This is a genomic window from Nonomuraea sp. NPDC004580, from assembly GCF_040609855.1.
Taxonomy (GTDB): domain Bacteria; phylum Actinomycetota; class Actinomycetes; order Streptosporangiales; family Streptosporangiaceae; genus Nonomuraea; species Nonomuraea salmonea.
This window is the reverse complement of record NZ_JBEXLH010000028.1, coordinates 57,612-77,893: the sequence shown is the minus strand read 5'-3', so window position 1 is coordinate 77,893 and position 20,282 is coordinate 57,612. Positions and strand designations below refer to the sequence as shown.

General features: G+C 71.0%; 35 protein-coding genes. 2 read left to right on the top strand and 33 right to left on the bottom strand.

Annotated elements, in window-relative coordinates; genetic code table 11:
- Positions 1-47: 47 nt before the first annotated feature.
- From ABZW11_RS26665 to ABZW11_RS26555, 23 genes are all read right to left on the bottom strand, one after another.
- Positions 48-497: a hypothetical protein gene (locus ABZW11_RS26665; protein WP_355422279.1), complete on the bottom strand. Its 450-nt coding sequence runs from the start codon at positions 495-497 to the stop codon at positions 48-50.
- Positions 497-1,051 carry a hypothetical protein gene (locus tag ABZW11_RS26660; RefSeq protein ID WP_355422277.1) on the bottom strand — a complete coding sequence of 185 codons (555 nt, stop codon included), beginning with the start codon at positions 1,049-1,051 and terminating at the stop codon, positions 497-499. Before ABZW11_RS26660 ends, ABZW11_RS26665 begins: the two co-directional genes overlap by 1 nt.
- Complete coding sequence (locus ABZW11_RS26655) at positions 1,051-1,323, bottom strand: hypothetical protein (RefSeq protein ID WP_355422274.1); 273 nt, start codon at positions 1,321-1,323, stop codon at positions 1,051-1,053. Before ABZW11_RS26655 ends, ABZW11_RS26660 begins: the two co-directional genes overlap by 1 nt.
- Positions 1,323-1,535, bottom strand: coding sequence for a hypothetical protein (locus ABZW11_RS26650; RefSeq protein WP_355422271.1), 213 nt, complete (start codon positions 1,533-1,535; stop codon positions 1,323-1,325). Before ABZW11_RS26650 ends, ABZW11_RS26655 begins: the two co-directional genes overlap by 1 nt.
- Positions 1,536-1,695: 160 nt before the next feature.
- The gene (locus ABZW11_RS26645) at positions 1,696-2,112 is read right to left on the bottom strand and encodes a hypothetical protein (protein ID WP_355422268.1); all 417 of its coding nucleotides are present in this window, start codon (positions 2,110-2,112) and stop codon (positions 1,696-1,698) included.
- On the bottom strand, positions 2,112-2,561 hold the full coding sequence (locus ABZW11_RS26640) for a hypothetical protein (protein WP_355422265.1): 450 nt from the start codon (positions 2,559-2,561) through the stop codon (positions 2,112-2,114). Before ABZW11_RS26640 ends, ABZW11_RS26645 begins: the two co-directional genes overlap by 1 nt.
- A 10-nt stretch (positions 2,562-2,571) precedes the next feature.
- A complete protein-coding gene (locus tag ABZW11_RS26635) occupies positions 2,572-3,018 on the bottom strand; it encodes a hypothetical protein (RefSeq protein WP_355422262.1) in 447 nt (148 codons plus the stop codon).
- A 70-nt stretch (positions 3,019-3,088) separates the two neighbouring features.
- Positions 3,089-3,430 (bottom strand): hypothetical protein, encoded by a 342-nt coding sequence (locus ABZW11_RS26630; RefSeq protein WP_355422260.1) that lies wholly within the window; start codon positions 3,428-3,430, stop codon positions 3,089-3,091.
- A gap of 11 nt (positions 3,431-3,441) precedes the next feature.
- Complete coding sequence (locus ABZW11_RS26625; RefSeq protein WP_355422257.1) at positions 3,442-4,371, bottom strand: hypothetical protein; 930 nt, start codon at positions 4,369-4,371, stop codon at positions 3,442-3,444.
- A gap of 16 nt (positions 4,372-4,387) precedes the next feature.
- On the bottom strand, positions 4,388-4,768 hold the full coding sequence (locus ABZW11_RS26620) for a capsid cement protein (protein ID WP_355422254.1): 381 nt from the start codon (positions 4,766-4,768) through the stop codon (positions 4,388-4,390).
- 2 nt (positions 4,769-4,770) lie between these two features.
- Positions 4,771-5,997 (bottom strand): head maturation protease, ClpP-related, encoded by a 1,227-nt coding sequence (locus ABZW11_RS26615; protein WP_355422252.1) that lies wholly within the window; start codon positions 5,995-5,997, stop codon positions 4,771-4,773.
- Between the two features lie 9 nt (positions 5,998-6,006).
- Positions 6,007-8,085 carry a hypothetical protein gene (locus ABZW11_RS26610; protein ID WP_355422249.1) on the bottom strand — a complete coding sequence of 693 codons (2,079 nt, stop codon included), beginning with the start codon at positions 8,083-8,085 and terminating at the stop codon, positions 6,007-6,009.
- A gap of 14 nt (positions 8,086-8,099) precedes the next feature.
- Entirely contained in the window at positions 8,100-9,647 is a 1,548-nt protein-coding gene (gene terL, locus ABZW11_RS26605) for a phage terminase large subunit (RefSeq protein WP_355422246.1), read from the bottom strand.
- Positions 9,644-9,934 (bottom strand): hypothetical protein, encoded by a 291-nt coding sequence (locus ABZW11_RS26600; protein ID WP_355422243.1) that lies wholly within the window; start codon positions 9,932-9,934, stop codon positions 9,644-9,646. The genes terL and ABZW11_RS26600 overlap by 4 nt, the downstream gene beginning before the upstream one ends.
- Complete coding sequence (locus ABZW11_RS26595) at positions 9,934-10,893, bottom strand: hypothetical protein (protein WP_355422241.1); 960 nt, start codon at positions 10,891-10,893, stop codon at positions 9,934-9,936. The genes ABZW11_RS26600 and ABZW11_RS26595 overlap by 1 nt, the downstream gene beginning before the upstream one ends.
- A 4-nt stretch (positions 10,894-10,897) precedes the next feature.
- Positions 10,898-11,188: a hypothetical protein gene (locus ABZW11_RS26590; protein WP_355422238.1), complete on the bottom strand. Its 291-nt coding sequence runs from the start codon at positions 11,186-11,188 to the stop codon at positions 10,898-10,900.
- Between the two features lie 8 nt (positions 11,189-11,196).
- Positions 11,197-11,619 carry a hypothetical protein gene (locus ABZW11_RS26585; protein WP_355422235.1) on the bottom strand — a complete coding sequence of 141 codons (423 nt, stop codon included), beginning with the start codon at positions 11,617-11,619 and terminating at the stop codon, positions 11,197-11,199.
- Between the two features lie 10 nt (positions 11,620-11,629).
- Positions 11,630-11,920 carry a hypothetical protein gene (locus ABZW11_RS26580; protein ID WP_355422232.1) on the bottom strand — a complete coding sequence of 97 codons (291 nt, stop codon included), beginning with the start codon at positions 11,918-11,920 and terminating at the stop codon, positions 11,630-11,632.
- Between the two features lie 11 nt (positions 11,921-11,931).
- A complete protein-coding gene (locus ABZW11_RS26575) occupies positions 11,932-13,116 on the bottom strand; it encodes a LamG-like jellyroll fold domain-containing protein (RefSeq protein ID WP_355422230.1) in 1,185 nt (394 codons plus the stop codon).
- A gap of 13 nt (positions 13,117-13,129) precedes the next feature.
- Complete coding sequence (locus ABZW11_RS26570) at positions 13,130-13,639, bottom strand: hypothetical protein (RefSeq protein WP_355422227.1); 510 nt, start codon at positions 13,637-13,639, stop codon at positions 13,130-13,132.
- On the bottom strand, positions 13,639-13,890 hold the full coding sequence (locus ABZW11_RS26565; RefSeq protein ID WP_355422224.1) for a hypothetical protein: 252 nt from the start codon (positions 13,888-13,890) through the stop codon (positions 13,639-13,641). Before ABZW11_RS26565 ends, ABZW11_RS26570 begins: the two co-directional genes overlap by 1 nt.
- Before the next feature lie 99 nt (positions 13,891-13,989).
- Positions 13,990-14,526, bottom strand: a complete 537-nt coding sequence (locus tag ABZW11_RS26560) for a GIY-YIG nuclease family protein (RefSeq protein WP_355422222.1) — start codon at positions 14,524-14,526, stop codon at positions 13,990-13,992.
- Between the two features lie 258 nt (positions 14,527-14,784).
- Positions 14,785-14,928, bottom strand: coding sequence for a hypothetical protein (locus ABZW11_RS26555; protein WP_355422220.1), 144 nt, complete (start codon positions 14,926-14,928; stop codon positions 14,785-14,787).
- Between ABZW11_RS26555 and ABZW11_RS26550 the strand changes: the two genes are divergently transcribed.
- Both ABZW11_RS26550 and ABZW11_RS26545 read left to right on the top strand, forming a co-directional pair.
- On the top strand, positions 14,927-15,451 hold the full coding sequence (locus ABZW11_RS26550; protein WP_355422217.1) for a hypothetical protein: 525 nt from the start codon (positions 14,927-14,929) through the stop codon (positions 15,449-15,451). The two genes, ABZW11_RS26555 and ABZW11_RS26550, sit on opposite strands and share 2 nt — an antisense overlap.
- A 76-nt stretch (positions 15,452-15,527) precedes the next feature.
- Positions 15,528-16,094, top strand: a complete 567-nt coding sequence (locus tag ABZW11_RS26545) for a hypothetical protein (RefSeq protein ID WP_355422214.1) — start codon at positions 15,528-15,530, stop codon at positions 16,092-16,094.
- 54 nt (positions 16,095-16,148) lie between these two features.
- Here ABZW11_RS26545 and ABZW11_RS26540 read toward each other — a convergent pair whose 3' ends face one another.
- The 10 genes from ABZW11_RS26540 to ABZW11_RS26495 all read right to left on the bottom strand — a co-directional run bounded on the left by ABZW11_RS26540 (position 16,149) and on the right by ABZW11_RS26495 (position 20,280).
- Positions 16,149-16,325 (bottom strand): hypothetical protein, encoded by a 177-nt coding sequence (locus tag ABZW11_RS26540; RefSeq protein WP_355422211.1) that lies wholly within the window; start codon positions 16,323-16,325, stop codon positions 16,149-16,151.
- Positions 16,322-16,510: a hypothetical protein gene (locus tag ABZW11_RS26535; RefSeq protein ID WP_355422208.1), complete on the bottom strand. Its 189-nt coding sequence runs from the start codon at positions 16,508-16,510 to the stop codon at positions 16,322-16,324. Before ABZW11_RS26535 ends, ABZW11_RS26540 begins: the two co-directional genes overlap by 4 nt.
- Positions 16,507-17,292, bottom strand: a complete 786-nt coding sequence (locus tag ABZW11_RS26530; protein WP_355422206.1) for a hypothetical protein — start codon at positions 17,290-17,292, stop codon at positions 16,507-16,509. Before ABZW11_RS26530 ends, ABZW11_RS26535 begins: the two co-directional genes overlap by 4 nt.
- A gap of 21 nt (positions 17,293-17,313) precedes the next feature.
- The gene (locus ABZW11_RS26525; RefSeq protein ID WP_355422203.1) at positions 17,314-17,541 is read right to left on the bottom strand and encodes a hypothetical protein; all 228 of its coding nucleotides are present in this window, start codon (positions 17,539-17,541) and stop codon (positions 17,314-17,316) included.
- Positions 17,538-17,795, bottom strand: a complete 258-nt coding sequence (locus tag ABZW11_RS26520) for a hypothetical protein (RefSeq protein WP_355422200.1) — start codon at positions 17,793-17,795, stop codon at positions 17,538-17,540. Before ABZW11_RS26520 ends, ABZW11_RS26525 begins: the two co-directional genes overlap by 4 nt.
- Positions 17,788-18,357 carry a hypothetical protein gene (locus tag ABZW11_RS26515; protein ID WP_355422197.1) on the bottom strand — a complete coding sequence of 190 codons (570 nt, stop codon included), beginning with the start codon at positions 18,355-18,357 and terminating at the stop codon, positions 17,788-17,790. Before ABZW11_RS26515 ends, ABZW11_RS26520 begins: the two co-directional genes overlap by 8 nt.
- Positions 18,350-18,688, bottom strand: coding sequence for a hypothetical protein (locus tag ABZW11_RS26510; RefSeq protein WP_355422194.1), 339 nt, complete (start codon positions 18,686-18,688; stop codon positions 18,350-18,352). The genes ABZW11_RS26515 and ABZW11_RS26510 overlap by 8 nt, the downstream gene beginning before the upstream one ends.
- Positions 18,685-18,987: a hypothetical protein gene (locus ABZW11_RS26505; protein WP_355422191.1), complete on the bottom strand. Its 303-nt coding sequence runs from the start codon at positions 18,985-18,987 to the stop codon at positions 18,685-18,687. The genes ABZW11_RS26510 and ABZW11_RS26505 overlap by 4 nt, the downstream gene beginning before the upstream one ends.
- A 364-nt stretch (positions 18,988-19,351) precedes the next feature.
- Positions 19,352-19,816 (bottom strand): ASCH domain-containing protein, encoded by a 465-nt coding sequence (locus ABZW11_RS26500; RefSeq protein ID WP_355422188.1) that lies wholly within the window; start codon positions 19,814-19,816, stop codon positions 19,352-19,354.
- Positions 19,813-20,280: a hypothetical protein gene (locus ABZW11_RS26495; RefSeq protein WP_355422186.1), complete on the bottom strand. Its 468-nt coding sequence runs from the start codon at positions 20,278-20,280 to the stop codon at positions 19,813-19,815. The genes ABZW11_RS26500 and ABZW11_RS26495 overlap by 4 nt, the downstream gene beginning before the upstream one ends.
- Positions 20,281-20,282 lie beyond the last annotated feature (2 nt).

The window sequence follows — 20,282 nt, the reverse complement described above, 5'->3', positions numbered from 1 at the left end:
CCACAGCGCGTGGGTGATATCGAGCTGGTCGCGCAGGGGGAGGTCGGTCAGCCGTACGAGACCAGCGCCGGAGTCGGCTCCACCGGCTTCTCCTCGACGGTGCCCCGTGAGAAGGACACGACCTTCGCAGTACCCGGCACGGTCGGCGGCCCATCGGGCGAGCCCGAGGACCTGCTGGTAGGGCGGCCCGTGTCCGCGGCCGACATGTCGCCGATGATGGCCAGCAGCACCTCCGGGGCGGTGTTGTGGCGGCGGACGTGGGCGAGGAACCGCTTGTACTCGGCCTCGCCCAGCAGGGTGTGGAACATCTCGGCGATGATCGCGACCGCTGCCGGGTCGGTGGTGTCCACGCCCGCGTTCGCCAGACGGGCGAACTCGCTGATGTCGAGCATGTTGACGCTGCCCTCGCCCCTGAACTCGACCCCGTCGAGCTCGAACTCGACCTCGAACTTCGGGGCGTCAGTGGCGGGCTGGGAGGTGTAGGAGCGCTTCGCCATCACGCGGCCCTCGCGGTCGTGAGGATCGCCTTGAAGCTCGTGGCGTCCGCGGGCCGCTCCAGCCGGAATTCACACGAGATGGTGGCCTTGGCGGCGCCCTTGGCGCGGCTCATCTCCATGGAGCCGACCTGAAGACACTTCCGGTACACCCACCGCTCGGTGTGGTCCTCCGACTCCCAGCCGAGCATCATCCGCACCTCCTCGCCGAGGTCGGGCGGCTCGAACGTGACGATGCCCGCGCCGGACGTGATGGTGCCTCCGTTGAGGGCGAGCTTGAGGTTGGCGGCGGTGATCTCCGCCAGCGCGAACGACAGGGAGAGCTCGCGGCTGGTGAGGGCGACCGCGACCGGGTCCAACTCCTCCGCAACCTCCACGTTCTCCGAGTCCACGCTGTAGTTGAACGTCGAGCCTTCCTCGGTGTATCCGAGCGGGATCCACGCCGCGCTGACCGTCTCCCACGGCGTGGTCAGGTCGGTCGGCTCGGTGGTGCCGAGCACAGCGGCGTACAACGACCCGGGGCCGAGTGCGAGGTTGGCCGGGTTTCCACGAGCCATCAGGCTTCACCTTCCTTGCTGGTGGCCTGGCCGGACCCGGTCTCAGGCGCGATGGTGGGGGCCGAGGCGGGCGCCTCGTACCCGTCTGGGAGTCGCACGCCGTCGTGCCAGCCGTACAGCTCGACGTGCTCGGCGGGGACGCGGTCGCCCACGTTGTGGGCGCGCCCGAACTGGCCGCCGATGTGCAGCGGCCGGGTGGCGATGTAGTACGGCGGCGCGGGCGCGGCGAGCGCGGCGGTGGGCGACGGCTTCACGTCGCGGCGGCCGGCCATCAGGCGACCTTGAACGCGCCGACCGTCACCGACGTGGCGGAGCTGTAGGTGATGTCGCAGCGGCCGTCCGCCTTAGCGAAAATCCTGGGGACGGGGATCTTCCACGTCTCGCCGGCCGGGACCGCCACCTCGCGGTCCGAGATGGCCAGCCCGTCCACCGTGCCCGGGGTCGCGAGAGTGACCGTCACTGAGCTGCCGCTGCCGTTGGCCACCTCCAGAAAGATCCCGGCACCAGCCGGGCACGTGTCACCGCCGGACGCCGCCGGACCTAGATCGGATTCGATACCTCCAGGCGCGAGCACCTGCAGGGTGAGAGCCGCCATCAGAAACCTCCAGGTCAAGACACGGCGGGAGACAGAGAGAGAGGACAGGTCAGCGGAGGTAGAAGGTCGCGTCGACCTGGTAGGCGACCAGTTCGCCGCGCGCGCCAGCCTGGTCGTCGATGAGCTGCGGCCCGACGATGTCGTCCACCACGAGACAGGTCGCGTCGCCCATCGGCGTGTGCGTGCCGGAGACGGCTGCGAGCGCGTTGCAGTAGGCCACGGCGGCGGCCTCGGCCGCGGTGCGGGTGGCCGCGAACACCACGCCCGCCATCCGCGCCTGGTCGATGCCGTCCTCGGCGACGAGGGCGTCTGCGCCGTCGATGCGGGTCAGCCACAGGTAGGCGCCCCGGGAGGGGGAGCGGATTTGCGTGTCGAACGCGCCCAGGTCCAGCGCGCCGGGCTGTTTGAGGGTGGGGTGGGCGTTGACCCAGGCCAGGACGGCCGTGGTCGCTGCGACGCGCGCCATCACGCTCCTCGCAGGGAGGCGAGGGCGCGGCGGAGGTAGGCGTAGGGGCGGGTGCCGGGGTGGTGGACCACCTTGGCGAAGACGACCCGGCCGTCGACCATGAAGCGGAGCCACCCGTCGGGCCGCTTCGGGCGGATGATGTGCGCCCGCGTGCCGACCTCCATGAACAGGCCGTAGGGGGCGTTGTCGCGGGCGGTACGGGCCGGGGAGGAGATGTCGGCGTACACGCCGATCAGGTCCCTGCCCCGATCCCACCGGATCTTGGAGCGCATGTAACCCGGCGGACGGCCCGCCTCGATGTCCCCGGCCGGGGACACGTTCGCGAACCGCTTGGCAGTGCGAGTGCACCGGCGGGCCAGCTTGGCGATGTGCAACCCGACCGGCCCCTCGTAGCTCTTGAGGACGTAGAAGACCTCGGGCTCGTTCCACACCCACACCACGTCAGCCACAAGGACCTCCTCAGAGCGGGTAGTCGCCGTACCAGGGCGGATCCGGGAACGCCCACTGCGGCGACAGGCCGCCCTCAGGCCCGGACCCGGCATCGTTGACGGCGTCGATCAGGCGCTGCAGCGCGTTCTTCGCCCGCTGGTCCAGCTGGGCGAACCGGTCGGCGTCGGCGTTGCGGTTCGGGTACGCCAGCTCGATGTCCGCGGCGGCACGCAGCGCAGCCGCCTCGCCTGCCAGCCCGGCCAGGAACGCGGGCGTGTCCGGCACCGTCCCACCGACCGCGCCGAGCACCTCGACGCATGCCGCCGCGATGTGGCGGCGCGTCTGCTCGTCGGTCGGTTCGGTCTGCGCGGTGAACGTGCCGAGCAGGGACGTGTCGCCGGGCGTGCTCGCGTTGCGGGTGCGGGTGGGGATGTGGTCGGCCACCTGCTCCAACGACGGTGTCCACGGCTCCGCCACAGCCCCTCCTCGCTATTCGGTTGGGGTGGCCCGGCCGGCGGCTACGGGGGGACCGGCGGCCGGGCCACGACTACTCCGGCTTGCGGACGTACCGGTCGAGCAGCTGGTCGCGCGTCATCGCGTCCAGCTCGGCGCGGTCGCCGCCCTGGGCCACGCCGTACTCGACCAGCTCGCCCTTGCTGGAGCGAGAGTTGACGCCCGCCGGACCGGACTCCTCCTCGACGGGCTCCGGCTCGCTGCCGTCCTCGATCGGCTCGATGAGGTTCGAGTCCAGCAAATGCCGGATGCGATCCTCCGGCACGTCGGCCGGCAGAGCAGCGCCCCTGTACAGGGTGACCAGCATCGGGCCCTGCGAGGTCGACACCGGGATGTGCGTGATGCACGCCCCGGTCACCTCATATCGCTTCGCCATGACTGGTCCTCCTACGCAGGGTTCGTGCCGGTGATCTTGATCCCGGCGGCCGGCTCCTGGATGACCGGGACCGTGATACGCCGGCCCCACACCTCCCAGCCGTCCTGGCGGGCCAGCCGCTCCGACTGCACCTGCACCGCCATCTCCGCCACCGTGTAGCCCGGGTCGACCTCAGCCTCATCCGCCATGCCGCCCAGCTGCATGCTGTCGAGAATCCACACGTCGTCCGACGGCAGCACCGACAGCGGCGCCTTGACGACGACGAGCCCGCCGATGACCTCGACCTCACCGCCGTAGACCGGGTTGTCCCTGGTCTCGCGCTGCCGCAGGTTCGCGATCTTCTCGTCCGACGCGAGATAGGCGTACTTCGTGTTCGACATGACGATCGTGTCCGGCCGGTAACCCATCTGCAGGTCCTCGATGTCGGCCACGGCCAGCTCGATGTCCCGCAGGATCGTCGCCGTCGAGGCGACCCAGTCGTCACCGGCGGCCTGCGTCGCGGTGACGGCCGAGGCGACCGCCGACATGGTGATCGTGTCGATGTGCTTGATCACCGTGTTGACGACCTTGCGCAGCACCCGGTCGAGCTCGTTGCCCGGCCTGGCGTTCCGCTTGATCCGCTCGTCGGTGAGCCTGGTGGCCTGGCCCCACTTGGAGACCGCGGCCAGCGCGGCGGCGCCCTCGGCCGTGACGTCCTTCGGGTACTCCGACCCGGGCGACACGGCTTCGATCGGCCGCGTGTTGAAGATCGGTTCGGACACCTCGTACAGGACGGCGCCGCCCGCGCTGCGGTAGCGCTGGGTCAGCACCTGGTCGGCGATGAACCGCATGTCCTGGATGGTGCGCAGGCGGCGCTGGATCTGCGCGGGGGACTGCAGCAGCCGGTGGATGGTGAGGAGATCCCCGGACAGGGTGGGCGCCGGAGGCGGGTTCACGGGCATGATGCACTAGCTCCTTTCAGCGGCCGATCCAGCGGGTCTTAGCGCCCGCTGCGGCCGTGGTCAGCGCCGTGCCCATGAGGGTTCCGGCTGCGGCGATGGTGCCGAGGGTGCCGGAGTCGACACCGCCGGAGGTGGACGAGGTGAGCGCGGCACCGGCGGTGACGCCGGCGGGGCTGGTCGTCTCGTGGATGACGCCGGAGACGGGCCACACCGTGACGCGGGCGCCGGAGGCGGCGTCGTGGGCGGCGACGCCGACGTAGGCGCCGTTGGCTCCGGCCGTGGGGGCGACGGTGCCGTTGCCGCTGGCGTAGAGGACCTGGCCGCCGGTGACAGCGGCGCTGGTGGTGGCGGAGAACGGCTCGGCGCCGTTGGTGTAGACCGGCAGGTAGTCGGCCATGATCAGGCGTCCTTTCCGGGGGTGGAAAACAGCCGGTCGAAGTCGGCGTTGCCGCTGAGGGTGTCCTCGCGGCCCGGCGTGCCGAGGTCGGCCAGCGGCACGAGGCCCTCGGCGAGCGAGTCGAGAAGCTGGCGGGTGCCGTCGGGGTCGGCGTCCCACGCCGCGGCGTAGTGGTCCCTACGGCTGGGCGGGAACTTGCCCGCGGCAATCGCGTTGTCGAGGGCGCGGTCGCGGGCCTCGGCGCGCTGCTGGTCGCGGGCGGCCACACCCTGCGCGGCCTGGGTGCGCAGCTCGTCGAGGGCGGCCTGGTCGATGACGACCATGCCCTCCGGCAGGCGCGCAGCGACCGGCTCCGGCGCGGGCGCCGGGGCAGGCTCGGCAGGGGTGTCGTCGGCACGCTCGGCAAGAGCCTCGTCAAGCGCGTCGAGCAGAGCCGTGTCGTCGAGCTCAGCGTCGGCGGAAAGGCCGAGCCGCTCACGCAGGCCCTCGCTCAGAGTGGACATGCTGTCCTCCTCCTGATCGGATTCAGTGGGCCCCGCGGCCGGCTCGGCCGGGGGAGTCAGCGTGGCCAGCACCGGCGCGGGGGCGGCGGCGCGGCCGGGGTAGCGGAACCTGGCAGCCAGGTCCCACGTGCTGCTGTTGGTGACGGGCTCGTCGCCGGTGTCGCCGTCGTCGCGGCGCTGCCCGACCTCGTCGGCCAGGCCGGCGGCTACGGCCTCCTCGGCGGAGAACCACTGCTCGCCGCGCATGCGCTCGCGCCAGTCGGCGACGGTGCCGCCTGTCTTCTCGGCGTAGACGCCGGCGATGTTGTCGCTGTGCCGGTCGAGCATGTCGGCCATCTCGCGCATGTCGGCGGCCTGGCCGTAACAGAAGCCGGACGCGTCGTGGATCATGAGCTGCGAGTGCGGTTCCATCACCACCCGGTCACCGGCCAGCGCGATCACGGAGGCGATGGAGGCGGCCAGGCCGTCCACGTGCACGGTCACGTGCGCCGTGTGGGAGCGGAGCAGGTTGTGGATGGCGATGCCGTCGAACACGTCGCCGCCCGGCGAGTTGATCCTGAGGGTGATCTGAGACGCGGTGATCTCCCGCAGCTCGTTCATGAACGCCTCGGCGGTGGTTCCCCACCAGCCGATCTCGTCGTAGATGACGACCTCGGCCACGTCGGCGAGGTTCGTGATGCGGTACCAGTCGCCCGCGCGGGGCGGCCAGGGCGGGCGATGCTTCACCAGGGTCTCCTAGGTCCAGAGGGCGAACACGGTGCCTCGGCAGCGGATGCCGCCCTGGCAGTCGATGTATGAGCCGGTCCCGTACGCGGCCTCGGCCGCGGCGAGGTCGTCGAACTGCTCGCCGTCGACGGCCCGGCACGGCCCGCACGTGGACGCGTCGAGCACCTCCGTGCTGATGTACTGGGCGGCGGGCGCCTCATGTAGGACCGCGAACCGGCCGGACGCCTGCGCCTGGGAGAGAGCGGCGCCGAGCTGGTCGCGCAGGAACCGGTCCGACAGGCCGGCCAGGAACGCCACCACGGCGACAGCCACCGCCGCGGCCGTAGCGCCCGGGACGGCCAGGCGCAGAGCCTCGCGAGCCGCGGCCCCGGCCAGCCACACAGCCAGCAGGGTCGCGATGACCGCAGCGACCGCGCCGAGCCCTTCCTCATCTACCGGCGGCGGCTCCACGGCCACGCCTTGGCTCGCGGCCTCGGCCGTCATCTGCTCGCCTGCGGTGCCGGCCAGCGCCACCATTGCCGCGGTCAGCACCGCCGCGGCGGCCGCACTGTCGAGGCTCAACGTTGACAGTGCTTCGATGTCGTCGTCTGCGATGGCCTGCTCGATCTGCTCGCCGAGTTGGGTCCGCCAGGTTTCGGAGATGTCCTGCCAGTCGGCGAGCAGCTGGTCGAGCGCCTTCTGCCACGCTGCCTGGATCGCGGCCGGGTCCATGCCGGAGCTGTCCTCGTCGAGGGTGAGCTGCCGCCTGGTGGCGCCCTCCTCGGCGGCGGCGCGCGGGCGGCGGGCGTGGGGCCTGCGCCGGGCGCGGGCCGCAGGGGGTTCCGGCGCCGGGTCTGGTGCGGGCGGCGGTGTGGTGGGTCGCGAGGTGGGGGCGTCGGGGGCGCGGTCGGGGAGCTTCCACGTCGTGCGGACGTACGCTTCGAGTTCGGGGTCGGGGTCGATGGCGCCGGAGCGGATGAGCAGGTCGAGCGCTTCGGCGGTGACCTCGGGTCGTGCACCGACGTCCTGCACCACGATGCGGGGGGCGGGCTCGTTCTCGCCCCAGTTGTAGTCGACGAGCTGGGTGACGATGCCGGGGATGCCGGGCTGGCCTGAGGTGGCGGCGTCGGCGATCTCGTCGGCCACGGCTTGCAGGCTGAGGAGGAACAGGTCGAGGAACGACTGGCCGAGCGCACGGCTGCCGTTCGAGGTGTCGCCCAAGTCCATCAGCCCGGCGAGGGCGCTGCGGCTCATCTGCTGGTCGAGGTAGTGGATGAACGCCATGGCGTCCGGCACGCTGCCGGTCAGGCCCGTCAGCTTGAACAGGAACCCATGCGGCAGGCCCGCACCCGCCTGATCGCCCACGCGCGCTGCACTGGCCAGCCGCTGGGCCTCGGCCACCTGCGCCGGGGTGGCGCCCGCTGGGGCTTCGACGGAGGGGACGCCCATGCCGAACCTGCGGATCGACGTGCCGTGGACGCGCCACATCTCGTGCTTGAGCAGCCAGGGCCCGTAGCTGGCGCGCATGATGGAGCGGCCGGCCCAGTTGGCGCCTTCACGTTCGTGCACGTACCAGGCGAGCCGGTCGGCGGGGATGGGGTTGTTGGCGGGGGCGATGTCTTGCTGGATGGATCGGATGGTGCCGTCGCGGTGGAGGTTGATGGCGCCGATGGTGTGCGGCAGCCTTTCCCCGAGGTTCGTCAGGCGGGCGCGGCCGTTGCGGATCTCGTACCGCCGCTCGAACACGCTGAACCCGTACGTCAGCGACAGGAGCGCGAGGCGAAGGTGGTCGGCCCAGGAGACGCCGCGCCGCCTCGCTGGGCCGGGCTCCGCGTCCGCGCCGAGGATCGGCAGGCCAAGGTCGTCGGCAACAAGCTGGACGACCTCGTCACGGCACCCGGCCGGATCGAGCATCCACGTGGCCCGGCGGATGGGCAGGGTGTAGGCGGCGAGGACGGCGGTGAGCTGGGGGTCGTGCCGCATCCGCGCGTACGTCTGGACGCTGTTGGGCCAGATGAGGTCGGGGATCTGTTCGAGCCAGTCGCCGAGCCAGAGTCCTGCGTAGTAGGTGTCGAGGTGGCCGATCTCGCGGGTCGGGGCGCTGGCCATGGTGTTCACCCCGTTCAGTAGTTCATCGTCATGAGGTCGAGGCCGCCGCCTGTACCAGTCGCCGCGGCGTACGCCTGCCCGATCACGTCATCCACCGGCGCCGCACGTCGGGCGTCGACCTGCTCGGCGGTCTCCATCGGCAACCAGTGCGCCGACACCACCCGGGCCGCGTACGAGAGCGTGTCGACCTGGTCGTCATGCGCGGCACTCGGGAACGAGGCGAGCTCGTCACACCACTCGTCCAGCCAATCCACATGCGCCGGGAACCACACCCGGCCGGCCTTCACCCGGTTCGTCGCCGGAATCGCCCGTGTGATCTTGTCCGTGTCCGCCGTCAACGGCTGCACCGGGATCCCCGCCGCTGTCGCGTCCACCGCCAACGTGGTGGAGATGAAGGACTGCTCGATGAAGACGGTGTCGCAGGCCCACCGTTCGCGCAGCGGCCGGACGTGGTCCCAGTGCTCCTTCTCCTCCATGCGTCCCCGGTTGCGGTCGAGAAGGATCAGGTCGCCGTCCGGCGAGATGGCCCAGGCGCTCGCGACGGTGTAGTCCGCGCTCGTGCGCTTGGAGGCAGCGAGGTCGACGGTGATGAACCGCCAGCAGTCGTCCAGCATCACCGCGCGCCCGCCAAGGTCGACGCGCTGCCCGCCCAGCACGCCGTGCCAGGCGGAGTCCGCGGGCATCTGCCGCCAGTACCGGAAGTCGCTGCGCTTGAAGAGGTTGCCGTCGGCCGCAACCGGGTCCTGCTGGAAGATGCTGTTGAAAACGTACGCTGACCGCTTGACCTGGAGGTCGTGGAAGTAGCCGGGCTTGCGCCGCTGCACCGACTCCAGCTCTTGGCCCGGGCGGCGGCCGAGTGGATCGTTCGGGCCCGCGATGGCCGGGATGCGGACGATGCGCCAGTCCCCGGGCTCCCGCACTTCGAGCCGCCCGGCGAGGTCGTCCTGGTGCCAGCGGGTCATCATCACGATCACTCGCGCCCGGGACGAGAGGCGGGTGGAGCCGTTGGACTCCCACCAGTCCCAGTCTCTGTCCCGGTACGTCGCCGACTCCGCCTCGGCCCGGCCCTCGACCGGGTCGTCCACGATGAGCACGTCCACCGGTTCGCCCGTGATCCCGCCGGCGATGCCGACGCAGACGAGCTGGCCGCCCTGCTCGGTTTCCCATCGGCCGGCCGCGCGGGAGTCCTGGCGGAGGGTGATGCCGAGTTCGGGGTGGGTGAGGATGTCGCGGCGGATCTGCCGGCCCCAGCGTTCGGCCTTGTTCGCGGCGTAGGAGACGATGGCGATGCGCAGGGTCGGGTCGTGGCTGAGGAGCCAGGCCGGGGTGCGGCGGGAGACCTTCTGCGACTTCCCTTCCTGGGGCGGGCAGAAGATCATCAGCTTGTCGAAGTCGTCGCCGTCGAACAGTTCGACGAGCTCGCGGTCAATGAGGTCGAGCATCGCGGTCTGCCGGTGGTTACGGTCGAGCGCGGTGGCCATCGCGCCGGGGCTGGCCCACTTGCGGGTCTTCGGCTGGAAGTGGCGGGCGGCGACCTGCCATGGGGACGGCGCGATGGTCACGGCGCGCCGACCGTCAGCGTCCCGGACCGGCGGACGGGCTGGAAATCACCGACCGTCCAGCGAGCCCACACCACGTACTCGCCCGGCGCCAGCGGCACCTCGCTGTCTCTGCCGACCGGCAGGACCGCCTCGGAGCTGCCGCTGTCCCAGTCGGCGTTGTGGTACTGGGCGTCGTCCGGTTCGCCCTCAGAGGCCAGCACGACGGCGAGCTGCACACCGGCGGACGACAGGTCCTCGCTGAACGGCACGTAGAGCGGCTCGCGGCTGCTGGCCGGCATGTACGGCATCAGGCGCCTCCGATCCTGGGCGGGCCGACGAGCACGGCGCCGAGCCTGGGCGGGCCGGCGGGCTGCCGGAGCCGGGGCGGGCCGACGGTGACGTCCGGGATGGCGGGCGGGGTCGCGTCGGATGTGCCGGTGAGCGTCGCGGTGAGCGCGGGCAGGGCCGCGGCGAGGACGCCTTCGGGCGGGTCGGTCACGGTCCCCGTCATGGCGGCGGCCAGGGCGGGGAGCGAGCCCGCCAGCGTGGCCTGCACGTCGGCGACGCCGGTGAGCGCTGCGGCCAGGGGCGGCAGGCTGGCGTCGAGGTGGCCGACGGCTTCGACGTCGCCGGTGGCGGATGCGGTGAGCGGGGGCAGCGCGGCGACGAGGGCGGCGTGCGCGGCGACGTGCGCGGCGAACGCGGCATCGAGAGGCGGCAGGCCGGCGGCGAGTTCGGCCGGTGTGACGTCCGGGAGAGTGGAGGAGCTGCTGCCGGGGGTGCCGTCCCACACGGCGTCGTCGCTGTCGCCATCGAAATAGGGCAGCAGGATCGTGCCGGCCTCGGTGAGGACCATGGTGAGGTCGCCGGCGCCGGACGCGAAGCCGAACTCGACGATGAGGGCGGCGTAGGCGGCGTCGGCTGGGGCGGTGGCCGTGTTGGAGAGCCGCACGGTGGATCGGCCGGGCACGTTGAAGTTGGACGGGCTGTAGGTGATGACGCTGTTGTCGCCGCGCCGCCATTCGATGTAGGTGACGCCGCCCGCGATGCCGTCGACGTCGAAGTAGCCGTAGACGCTCAGGGTGGCTGGGGCGCTGGGGGTGACGGCGCCGCGCGCGGTGGTGGCGAAGGTGCCGCTGGTGTAGCGGGCGGCGAAGGGCCGGTCGAAGCCGCTGACGGCTGTGCGGGTTGGTGTGGAGCCGCCGCCCCAGCCGTCGACGTTGTTGGCGAGCGCCGGGTTGACGCAGGTGTTGTGGCGGGTGGCCATGGCGTCATGTGGTGAGGCGCGGCATGTGCCCCTGGATGGGCGGTAGGGCGGCGGGGTAGTAGGTGTCGGTGTGCGTGACGGGGACGCCGTCCTCGCCGGTGATCCACTCGCCTTGTTCGTCGAGGTCGATGACGTCGAGTTCGGCGCGTAGCGGGGTTTCGTTGTAGGCGCGGACCTGCCAGCCGGTCTGGACGGGGATGCTGTTGTTGGCGCACCAGGTGAGGAATGCCTGGTAGGGCGGGCTGCCGGTGGTGGTCATGTCGTAGCGGACGTCGGCGGTCATGTAGAGGCTCATGCCGCTCCTTAGGCGTTGGCGGGCATGGTGATGCTGCCGGCGGTCACGGTGACGTTGACGCCGGTCGAGATGGTGACGGTGTTCATGGTGAGGTCGCCGCCGCCTCCGGTGGCGGTGACGGACCCGTCGAGCACGCCGAGGCCCGTGCCCGCCGCCTCGGTCGCGTCGCACATCCTGAACCATCCGGCGGTGCCGTCGTCGGCGCCGGTCGCGGTGATGGCGGGGGTGGTGTCGAGGTTGGCGGCGCCGGATACGGCGGCTGCGAAGGCGGGGTCGGACAGGTCGAATTCGGCGAGGAGGTCGCCCGTCGGCGCGGTGCCGGGGGTGGCGGGTTGGGTGCCGCTGTAGATGCGGAGGACGCCGCCGTCGGTGAGGGCGGCGATGGCGTCGGCGGCGGCGTTGCGGGCGGCGGTGGAGATGCGGACGGTCACTGCCGCCTCCTTAGGTGATGTGGAGCGGGTAGGGGCCGAGGACGGGGGCTTCGGGGTCGTCGACGATCTGGACCCAGATGCCGTACGTGAGCCCTTTGGTGAGGGTGCCGATGTCGCTGCCGGGCCCGATGAGGATGGCGGCGCTGCGGCCGACCCACACGCCTGCGTTCCAGTCGCCGGTGTCGGGGGCTTCACCCTGCGGTTTGATGGCGAGGTTGACGTCGAGGTCGGTGAGGTCGCTCGGCCCGGTGATGGGGACCTTGACGTACTCCTTGCTGATGGAGGGGATCTCCAGGGGCACGATTCCCCTCCTCAGGTGGTGGGTGGCCGGGCGTTCCAGCCGCGTATGGCTGCGGGTGCTGTCCAGGTTCGGGCTGGTGTGCCTGCTGCCCAGCCGCGTTGGGGGCCGGGGGTGGTGATGGTGATGTCGCCGTGTGGCGGGATCGTCTCGCCGGTGAGTTCGACCGTGAGCGGCGGCAGGGTGGCGGCGAGCTGAGCGGTGATGTCGAGCTGGCCGGCGAGTGTCGCGGTGAGCGCGGGCAGGACGGCCTCGACGACGTTCGCCTCGGCCTCGACCGCGATGTCCGTCGTCAAAGCGGGCAGGGTGGCGTCGAGCGTTGCGGTGACGTCGAGCTGCCCGGTCAGGCTGGCCGCGAGCGCGGGCAGGGCGGCGTCGAGCTGGGCGTTGTTGCCGAGGTGCGCGGTGATGTCGGCGTCGAGCGGCGGCAGCGCGGCGGCGAGCTGGCCGGTGACGGTGACCTCGCCCGCCGCGGACGCTGCGAGCGGGGGGAGGTTCGCTGCGAACTCGGCGTCGACCGGCGGAGTGGAGGCGGGGAAGACGACCAGGCGGCGGCCCGACCGCCACGGAATCGGCGGCCCGTCGTCCGTGGCCGCGCCGCTGCCGCCCGACAACGTCCAGCCGCCGCCGCTGTAATCAACCGTGCCCGGCGCGAGGAACGGATACCAGCCACGCAGCCCCGTGGTACGAACCGGCAGATAGGCCCAGGACTCTTGCCGGAGCTCGTCAACCGTGAGCGCCTGATCCCACACCTTCACCGCCGCCAGGCTGCCGTTCAGCCACTCCGACGCGGCTTGCCCGTCACCGATGCGCAGCGTGTTGGCGCTGAATGTCACGTTCGTCTGCGACGATTGACCGCCTGCCCATGTGGTGGAGCCTGCCGCCCTGGCGGCGGTACGCACCTGGCCAGGGTTGGATGTTCCGGACACGCCGACGAACGACCATGACCCGACAGAGAGGGTGTGCCCGACGTTGCCGAACCAGCCGCCGCTGTCAGTCTGGAAGGTCACGGCGGTGCCGTTCCAGGCGTTGATGCGGAACCGGCTGCTGCCGCTGCCGTTGTCGATCTGGGCCAGCACGGTGGCGGCCGCACGATCAACGGCCAGTTTGACCCAGCAGCAGAACGACCAGTTGGTGACGGTGCCGAGGCTGATGGTGCGCGTGTAGGACTCGCCGTCGGCGTCGAAGCGGACCGCCATGCCCGTCCGCCTCTCAGGTGTCGCTGTAGGACAGCCGGACGCTGGTCAGGATCGCGTCAGCGGCCAATGTGTCCAGGTCCGGCGGGCGCAGCACCTGCAGCCAGCACTCGTCCCCGGCCGCCATGCTGTCGATGTGGCTGGACGACAGACTCAGGGTTGTTTTGTGCAGGCGGCGAGCGGTCGTGCCGAGATGGTTCGTGATCTGCAGCGCGGCGGAGCCGAACGTCTTGGTCTGCACGTCCTGCGTGTCGGTGTTCGGGGTGATCGCGGCGACGCACCCGGTCCACGCCACGCTGCCGCTGGTGCCGGAGGCGGCGTACCAGATGACGTCCATGGTGACGTTGCCGGAGCCGTAGCCGAGCGGCGTGAACTTCCAGACCGCTTCCTGCGGAGTGGTGCCGCTGCCGGTGAAGGCGAGGCCGGTCACGGGGAAGCTGGATCCGTCGGCCCGCTGGTAGCGGGCGAAGTTGCTGCTGAGGGTGACGGCTTCTTCGGGCTGCAGGTACTGCTGGATGGTGCCCATCAGGCCGCGTCCTCCCACCGTGTACGCAGGCCCTCACGCACCCTGTCACGCTCTTCAGGGGTGGCCGGCACGGGTTCGCCCCGGCGGATGCAGCCGTCGATGGTGGCGAGGTCGGCGTAGTCCCAGTGCACACGGCCGAGGACCTTGACGCGGCGGGCCTTGTAGCGGGTGCCCCACACGCGCAGCGTGGACTCGCTGCGGCGTAGCAGCTCGGCGGCCTCGGGTAGGGGGATGCGGTCGAAGGCGGTCACTGTCACCCCCCGGGGCGCATGCGAAAGGCCCTCGCCAGTGGTTGACGGAGGGCCTAATGCTCGCACGATCTTCGCCGGATATTACGCCTGTTCAGCGGCTTACGCTAGTCCCGTCTCTTCGGCGACAGGCGGCGGAAACGTCTCAGAGGGCGGCCCGTAGTGGCTGCGGAGCATCTCGACGTGGTCGAGCAGTTCGGGATCGGGGCGGAAGCGCTCGCGTCCTGGCGGCACGCGGAGGTGGGCGAACTGCTGGTGGCGGAGCCGTTCGAGCTGTTCTTCGCCGGGCTCGGTGGCGAGGATCTCGTCGGGCATGAGCGTGGTCATTCGTTGCTTGAGGTTGGTCGTCCACCCGATCTTGATGTTGTTGCCGATACGGACGTAGTAGACGATCATGCTGCCGCGCTGGCGGGCGAGGTCTCTGCGCAGTGACCGCTTGGCCTCGGGAGTGTTCTCCAGGTAGCGGGGGTCGAGCTTCGGGGCATCGAGCACGGCCTGGTCAATGCGCTTGATCCGGTCGATCGTGTCGAGGTAGGACCGGTATGCCTTGAGGTGGTCATGGCACAGAGGGATCCCGAGACCGTCGGACGCGACGGTGGGGCGGGTTCGGCAGCCGTCTCCCTCGGTTCCTTGCGCCACGCAGCGGAAGACCGGACGAAGTTTGACCTTGACGGTTGCCCCGCATCCGCAGCGGTACGCGCCGCGACCGCGTAACGGATCGGTGCTCATGGTGCGGCTACAGCCGCAGGTGACGGTAACTTCGTGCACCTCGACTCCAACTAGTCGGCCACTCCCGGGACGGTGCCAGCCGTCGCCGGGGTTTCTTGTGCCTCAATTGTCCCAGGTTTTGATCACGCTGGGGTGGAGTTTGTGCAGGTGGTTGCCGGTTTTCGGGGCTCAGGCGGCCGGGTGTCCGAGCCATTCGGCGACGGTGAGGGTGAGCGCGGTGTCGGGGATGTGGATGGGGAGGACGTGGGGGATGACGAGCACGCCGTCGGCGACCGGGTGCACGATGCATGGGAGCGTCACGGTCGGGGGCATGCGGTCATTATCCCAGCCCTTCCCGCCGCTCGGCGTCCGCTTTCGGCTCCGGCTCACCATCGAGCCCATCACCGCCGACCTCCGCCGCGACACCGAACTGCCCACCGAGGCCACGCTCGTGGTCGTCGAGCGGCACGCCGGCCGCCTCGCCAAGGTGTGCAGCACCACCGACACGCACGCGGCCGACCTCGCGTCGTGGGGCCACGCCGTCACCATCGAGGACCTCGCCCTCGGCATCGCCCACACGTACGGCGCGGTCTACGTGCCCTCCACCGCCATCCGCACCGTGCCCGCTCGGGGCGGCTTGCTCGGCTACCAGGTGCACGCCCTGCGCAAGGGCGCCCCGCTCCCCGGCGGGCACCGGATCGTGGACGTGGACGACTACGGCTCCGACACCCACGTGGGCATCGTCGGCAGCGACGGGCGCATCCACCGCGTGCACCGCCACACCGAGATCCGGGAGCTGGAGTCGGGCGTGGTGCGGCTGGTCGAGCCCGGCCACTCCGGGTGGGCCGGCGACTGAGCTGGCGGTGCGCACGGGCGGCCGTACGGGGACGGCCGCCTCTCGGACTGCCAGACCAGCTGAAGGGAGCCCCGCTATGCAGATCCAGCCCCGGTACGCCGACATCCTTGCCAACGACCCCCGCCTCACCCCGGCCGACCACGACGACTTCGCCAGATTCGTCACCACCGACCCCGACGAGCAGCAGGCGATCGTCCAGCAGATCCGCGACACCCGCACCACGAACCGCACCTGGATCGTCCGCGCCGGCGACACCGGCAACGGCCCTGACCAGTTCTGCGTCTACGCCCCCACCATGACCGCAGCCCGCACCGCCGCCGGCCGGACGCTCGGCGACACCACCTACACCGTCCACGCCGCACGCGACGGCGAGAAACTACCCGAGACGATGACGCTCGCCGCCAACCCGACCGCCCGCACGACGCCCGCGCCCGACTACAGCCCCGTGCCCGCTTACTACCGCGCGGACCTGCAGCGGTTCGACAACCTGTTCCGAAAGGCGGACGCGATCGTGACCCTCCCGGACGGCTTCGCCTACATCGACGAGGAAAAGGCCCCGGCTGATGCGGTGCGGGCGTACCGACTGCTGATGCAGTTCGCCATGGCCAACGGGTGGCCGCTCTCCCTTGAAGACCGACCCTGAGCCGGGCACACGAAAGGCCCCGAGCGTTGATGCTCGGGGCCTTCGTCGCGTCCGCTACGGCCTGGTCTCAATCCGCTTGATGCCGCCGCGCATGGTGACGCGTACGCGCAGGTGGGTGGCGCTGGGGATGTCGTGGCGGAGCGCGTTCTGCACGAACGCGGCCAGCTCGTCCAGCGTCATGCCCTGCTTGGGGTCGGCGGCGTCCGCGACGACCGTGGTCTTGACCGTCACAGCAGTCTCCCTTCCAGCGTCAACGTCATCCCGCCGAGCGGGCTCCGGTCCACCTGCATCAGCCTGTGCCGGTCCATGGACATGATCAGCTCGTCGGGGATGTCCACCGTGCCGCCCGCCAAGTGGAGGAGGCAGCGGATGATGTGGTGCGCCTCTTCCAGATCCTTGGCCAGGTCGTCGCTCATGCGTGTGCCTCCTGCTGCTCGTGGTCGTGCTCCTCAGCCTGCTGCCACCGGTGCCGGTCATACTCCTCCTGATTCAACAACCGGCCGCACGACCCGCACTTGTAGTAGCCGTCATCCTCCCTGCGCACCTGCCGCTCCCGGCACCTGGGGCACTCGATCGGGCTACGCCGGCTGACCGGGTCTGCCTTCGCCAACTCGGCCAGCCGCTTCTCCCACCGCAGCACAGACAGGCCAAACTCGACCGACCCGGGGTGCAACAGGATGTTGTCGAGCTGCTCCAACAGGTACGCGACCACCACGTTGCGGGCATCCGCGCCGCGCGACAGCGACGGCCGGACGGGATGCCGCCGGTACTCCTTCCACTGCGACGCGACGGTGGCGAGGTCGCCGTACATCTCGTCCAGCCGCTCGATGACCTGGGCGGGGCTGAGGGGCTTCGTGCCGTTCGGCCCGGTAGGGGCCGCGCCGCGGTGGCCGGTGACGTCGGCGTAGATGACGGGGGCCAGCTCGTTCAGCCGGTAGAGGGCGTTGCGGATGGTGGAGCGGCAGCGCGGGCACCAGATGGGGGCGCCGGTGGGGATGGGGATGGTGGGTGGTTCGGGCCGGGCCGGCGGCGCGGGCTCGATGGGCAGGGCCAGGGGCGGGTGCCAGGCGGTGAGGAGGGCGCGGTGGTGTTCGAGGGCGTCGTGGTGGAGGAGCGTTTCGTAGTCGTGGCGGGTGATGGCCTGGTCGTACGCCTCCCATGCCTTGCGGGCTTGGTTGGCGCACGGTCCGGGGCACACGTCGGAGCGGATGGGCAATGGTCAGTCCCCCTGGTTGGTGCTGGTGCGGACGAGCAGGGCGCGGGTGCGGGCCGCGCCGATGGTGGAGATCCAGGCGATCGTGCTGCTACCGACTGCGACGTAGGCGACGCTCTCCAGCCACATGCCGTCGAGGAAGAACAGCACGGCGGCGCAGACGAGGAGGTAGGCCAGGTCGGCGATGAGGCCGAGGATGGTCAGGTGTACGGCGATCCGGGTGGTGCGGCTCATCGGCGCCGCCTGCGGTATTCGCGCTTGACCCGCGACGCGGCCGGGGACGTGCGGCGGAACAGCCAGCGGTAGCCGCCCCAGGCGAGGCGAACCCTTCCCGTGATGGTGGTCAGCGTGTCGAACGGCCAATCCGCTGGGAGCGGCTCCTCGTGCTCGACGCCCAGGCCGTCGCCGACGAGAGTGCCGATCTCGGCCCAGCTGGGCCCGTCGAGCGGGGTGCCGAGCGCGGCGGCCCAGACGCGCGACTCACCCATGGCGGCCTCCTTCGAGGGCGTCGCGGATGCGTTGGCAGGCGTCCGCCCAGTTGGTCATGCGGGTGGCGTCTCCGGCGCCGTTCATGACGAGGTCGAGATCCGCCCGGCGCACGACGACCATCCCGTCGTCACGTCGCGCCCGCGCGGCCTCCAGCATGCGGGCGAGCACGCCGTTCTCCGCAGGCGGCGGCACCAGCCGGTAGTGCGCGGCCACCTGCGTCGGCTTCGCGATCTCGGTCCGGCAGCCCTTGCACGTCTCGCGGCTCGACCACTGGCCGTGGTTGATGGTGCCGCACACGCATTCCCACGCGGGCGGGCACGCCAGCAGGTCGCCTTCGAGGGCGGTGGCGAGCCGGTCGGCGATCTCCCAGACGTAGCCGCCGATGCTGGCTTCGCTGGTGGGGGTGGGGCGGTGGGCGCTCCAGAGGATGGTGATGAGGCGGGCGCGGAGTCCGTAGTCGGTGGCGGCTCTGTGGATGGCGTCGGTGTCGCAGTGGGTGGGTTCGGCGATGGTGACGGTCCAGGTGTCGCCGTCCCAGGTGGTGACTTCGATCTCAGCCACGGTAGGTGCCTCCGTTCTGGCTGAGCGCCGCGTTGATCTCGTCGCGGAGCATGCGCCGCTCGGCCGCGCGCGCGGTGAGCCCGCGCCGGGCGTTCAGGCCGAGGCTGCCCTCGCACTGCCAGATCCCCCACCAGGAGCGGCGACGGGCGGACTTGGCCATGAGCTTGAGGGTGTAGCGGACGCCTCGCCAGTTGCGGTGCGGGGCGGCTCGCCACCGGCCGAAGAGGGCCAGGTGCGTGCAGAGCCGTTCGAGGTCCCAGCCGAGCCCGATTCGGTAGGGCTTGGTGACGGTGAGGCCGAGGGCTTCGCCAGTTTCTCGGAGGGTGGTCATCGGCCCGCCTCCCGGATCCGAACGGCGTAGCCGGGCAGCCCGAGCCCGAAGTCCGGGTCAGCGCTGGCGGGGCGGAGCGGGGCGACGAGGATGGTCTCGTCCACGCTGCACATCGGCCGTGCTTGGGAGAGACCAGCTTCGAGGCCGGTCCAGCGGAACGGCTCATGGCAGTCGTGGCAGGTGACGCGGATGTCGGCGCTGTAGCCGGTGACCGGGCCGTCCTCGACGGTGGTGAGGCGGTTGATTTCGACGAAGGCGTCGAAGTTCTCGTGTGGGCAGGGCTTGTCGGGGTCGGTCATCGGTCCTCGTTTCGGTGTTGGGGGTCGCGGGCGGGATGGGTCGCGGGCGGGGCTGTGGCGGCCGTAGGCGGGTTTTCGAGGCTGTCGTGATGTCCTGGCGTCTGGACGGCCCGAGAAACGCTCACAGCCGCGCGTGGCCCCTCCCAGATCGTGAACCGATGCTCGCCCTCGTGATCCACATCCAGACCGCAGCGCACCCCACCGCCAGAAGCCAGCTCCCAGCAGGCAGGCCCGTCGTCCTCGGTCGGGCAGGTGCAGAACCCCGACCCGTCCGGGGCGCCGCAGTCGCCGCGCGGGCAGTAGCAGGAGCCGATGCCGTCGCCTCCGCCGTTGTACGGGTCGGGCAGGCCGCACACGTCGCAGATCACGCGTCCGCTCCGATCTGCGCCAGCACCGCCGCCTCAACCTCAGGCGCCACCGGCCACAGCCCGAGGCGTCCCTTGCACTCGACGGGCTCGGCCAACTGGCGGGCGTTCGCCAACTCCCAGTGCCACATCCCATCGAACTCGCCCAGCCCGACCGCCCAGGGCGAGCAGGTGAACGGCCCCTCCGGGTGCGTATGCCGGGAACGGCCAGGCCGGACACAGGTGAGCGACTGGTGCACCCCGACCACCTCGACGACGCCGACGATCGCGGACATGGGCGCCTTCATGACGTACTGGCCGGACAACTTGAAGACGGTCGCGGCGGCGTCGTTGCCGTCCCAGCGGGCGCTCGCGTGGATGGCGAGCAGCCCCCGGTGCCGGGTGGGCCAGGTGCGGTTCTCGATCGGCTTGAGGCCGGCGGTGATGGCGTACGCCCAGGGCTGGCGGACGGACAGGGCGATCACGGCTGCTCCCCGGGCTCGTCGTCGGGGAGGGTGTCGAGCTCGCGGGCGTACAGGTGCCAGGTGGTGGTGCCCTCGTTGTCGATGTCGCGCCAGTCCCACTCCAGGACCTCGTACGCGGTGTCGTTGATCCAGACCTGGTTGGGTGCCACAGGCTCGGCGAGTGCCTTGAGGGCGGCGGCGATGAGGTCTCGCCCCCTGTCCTCGGCGGCGTCGGAGAGGCGGCCGTACTTGTCGGGCGTGCCGTCGATCATGCCCGCGTCGGCCAGCGCGGCGAACACGTGCCGGTGCCAGCCGCTGTTGCCGAACGGCCGCTTGCCGCTGAACTCCTCGCCCTGGCCCCAGACGGCGGCGGCGAGGGCTGCGAGGTAGCCCCGGATGGTGGTGGCGCCGGAGTCGTCGTCGTGCATGGGGACGTCGAGGACCTGGCGGCCGATCGGGTGTAGCGGAGCGTGAGCGTTAGACATAC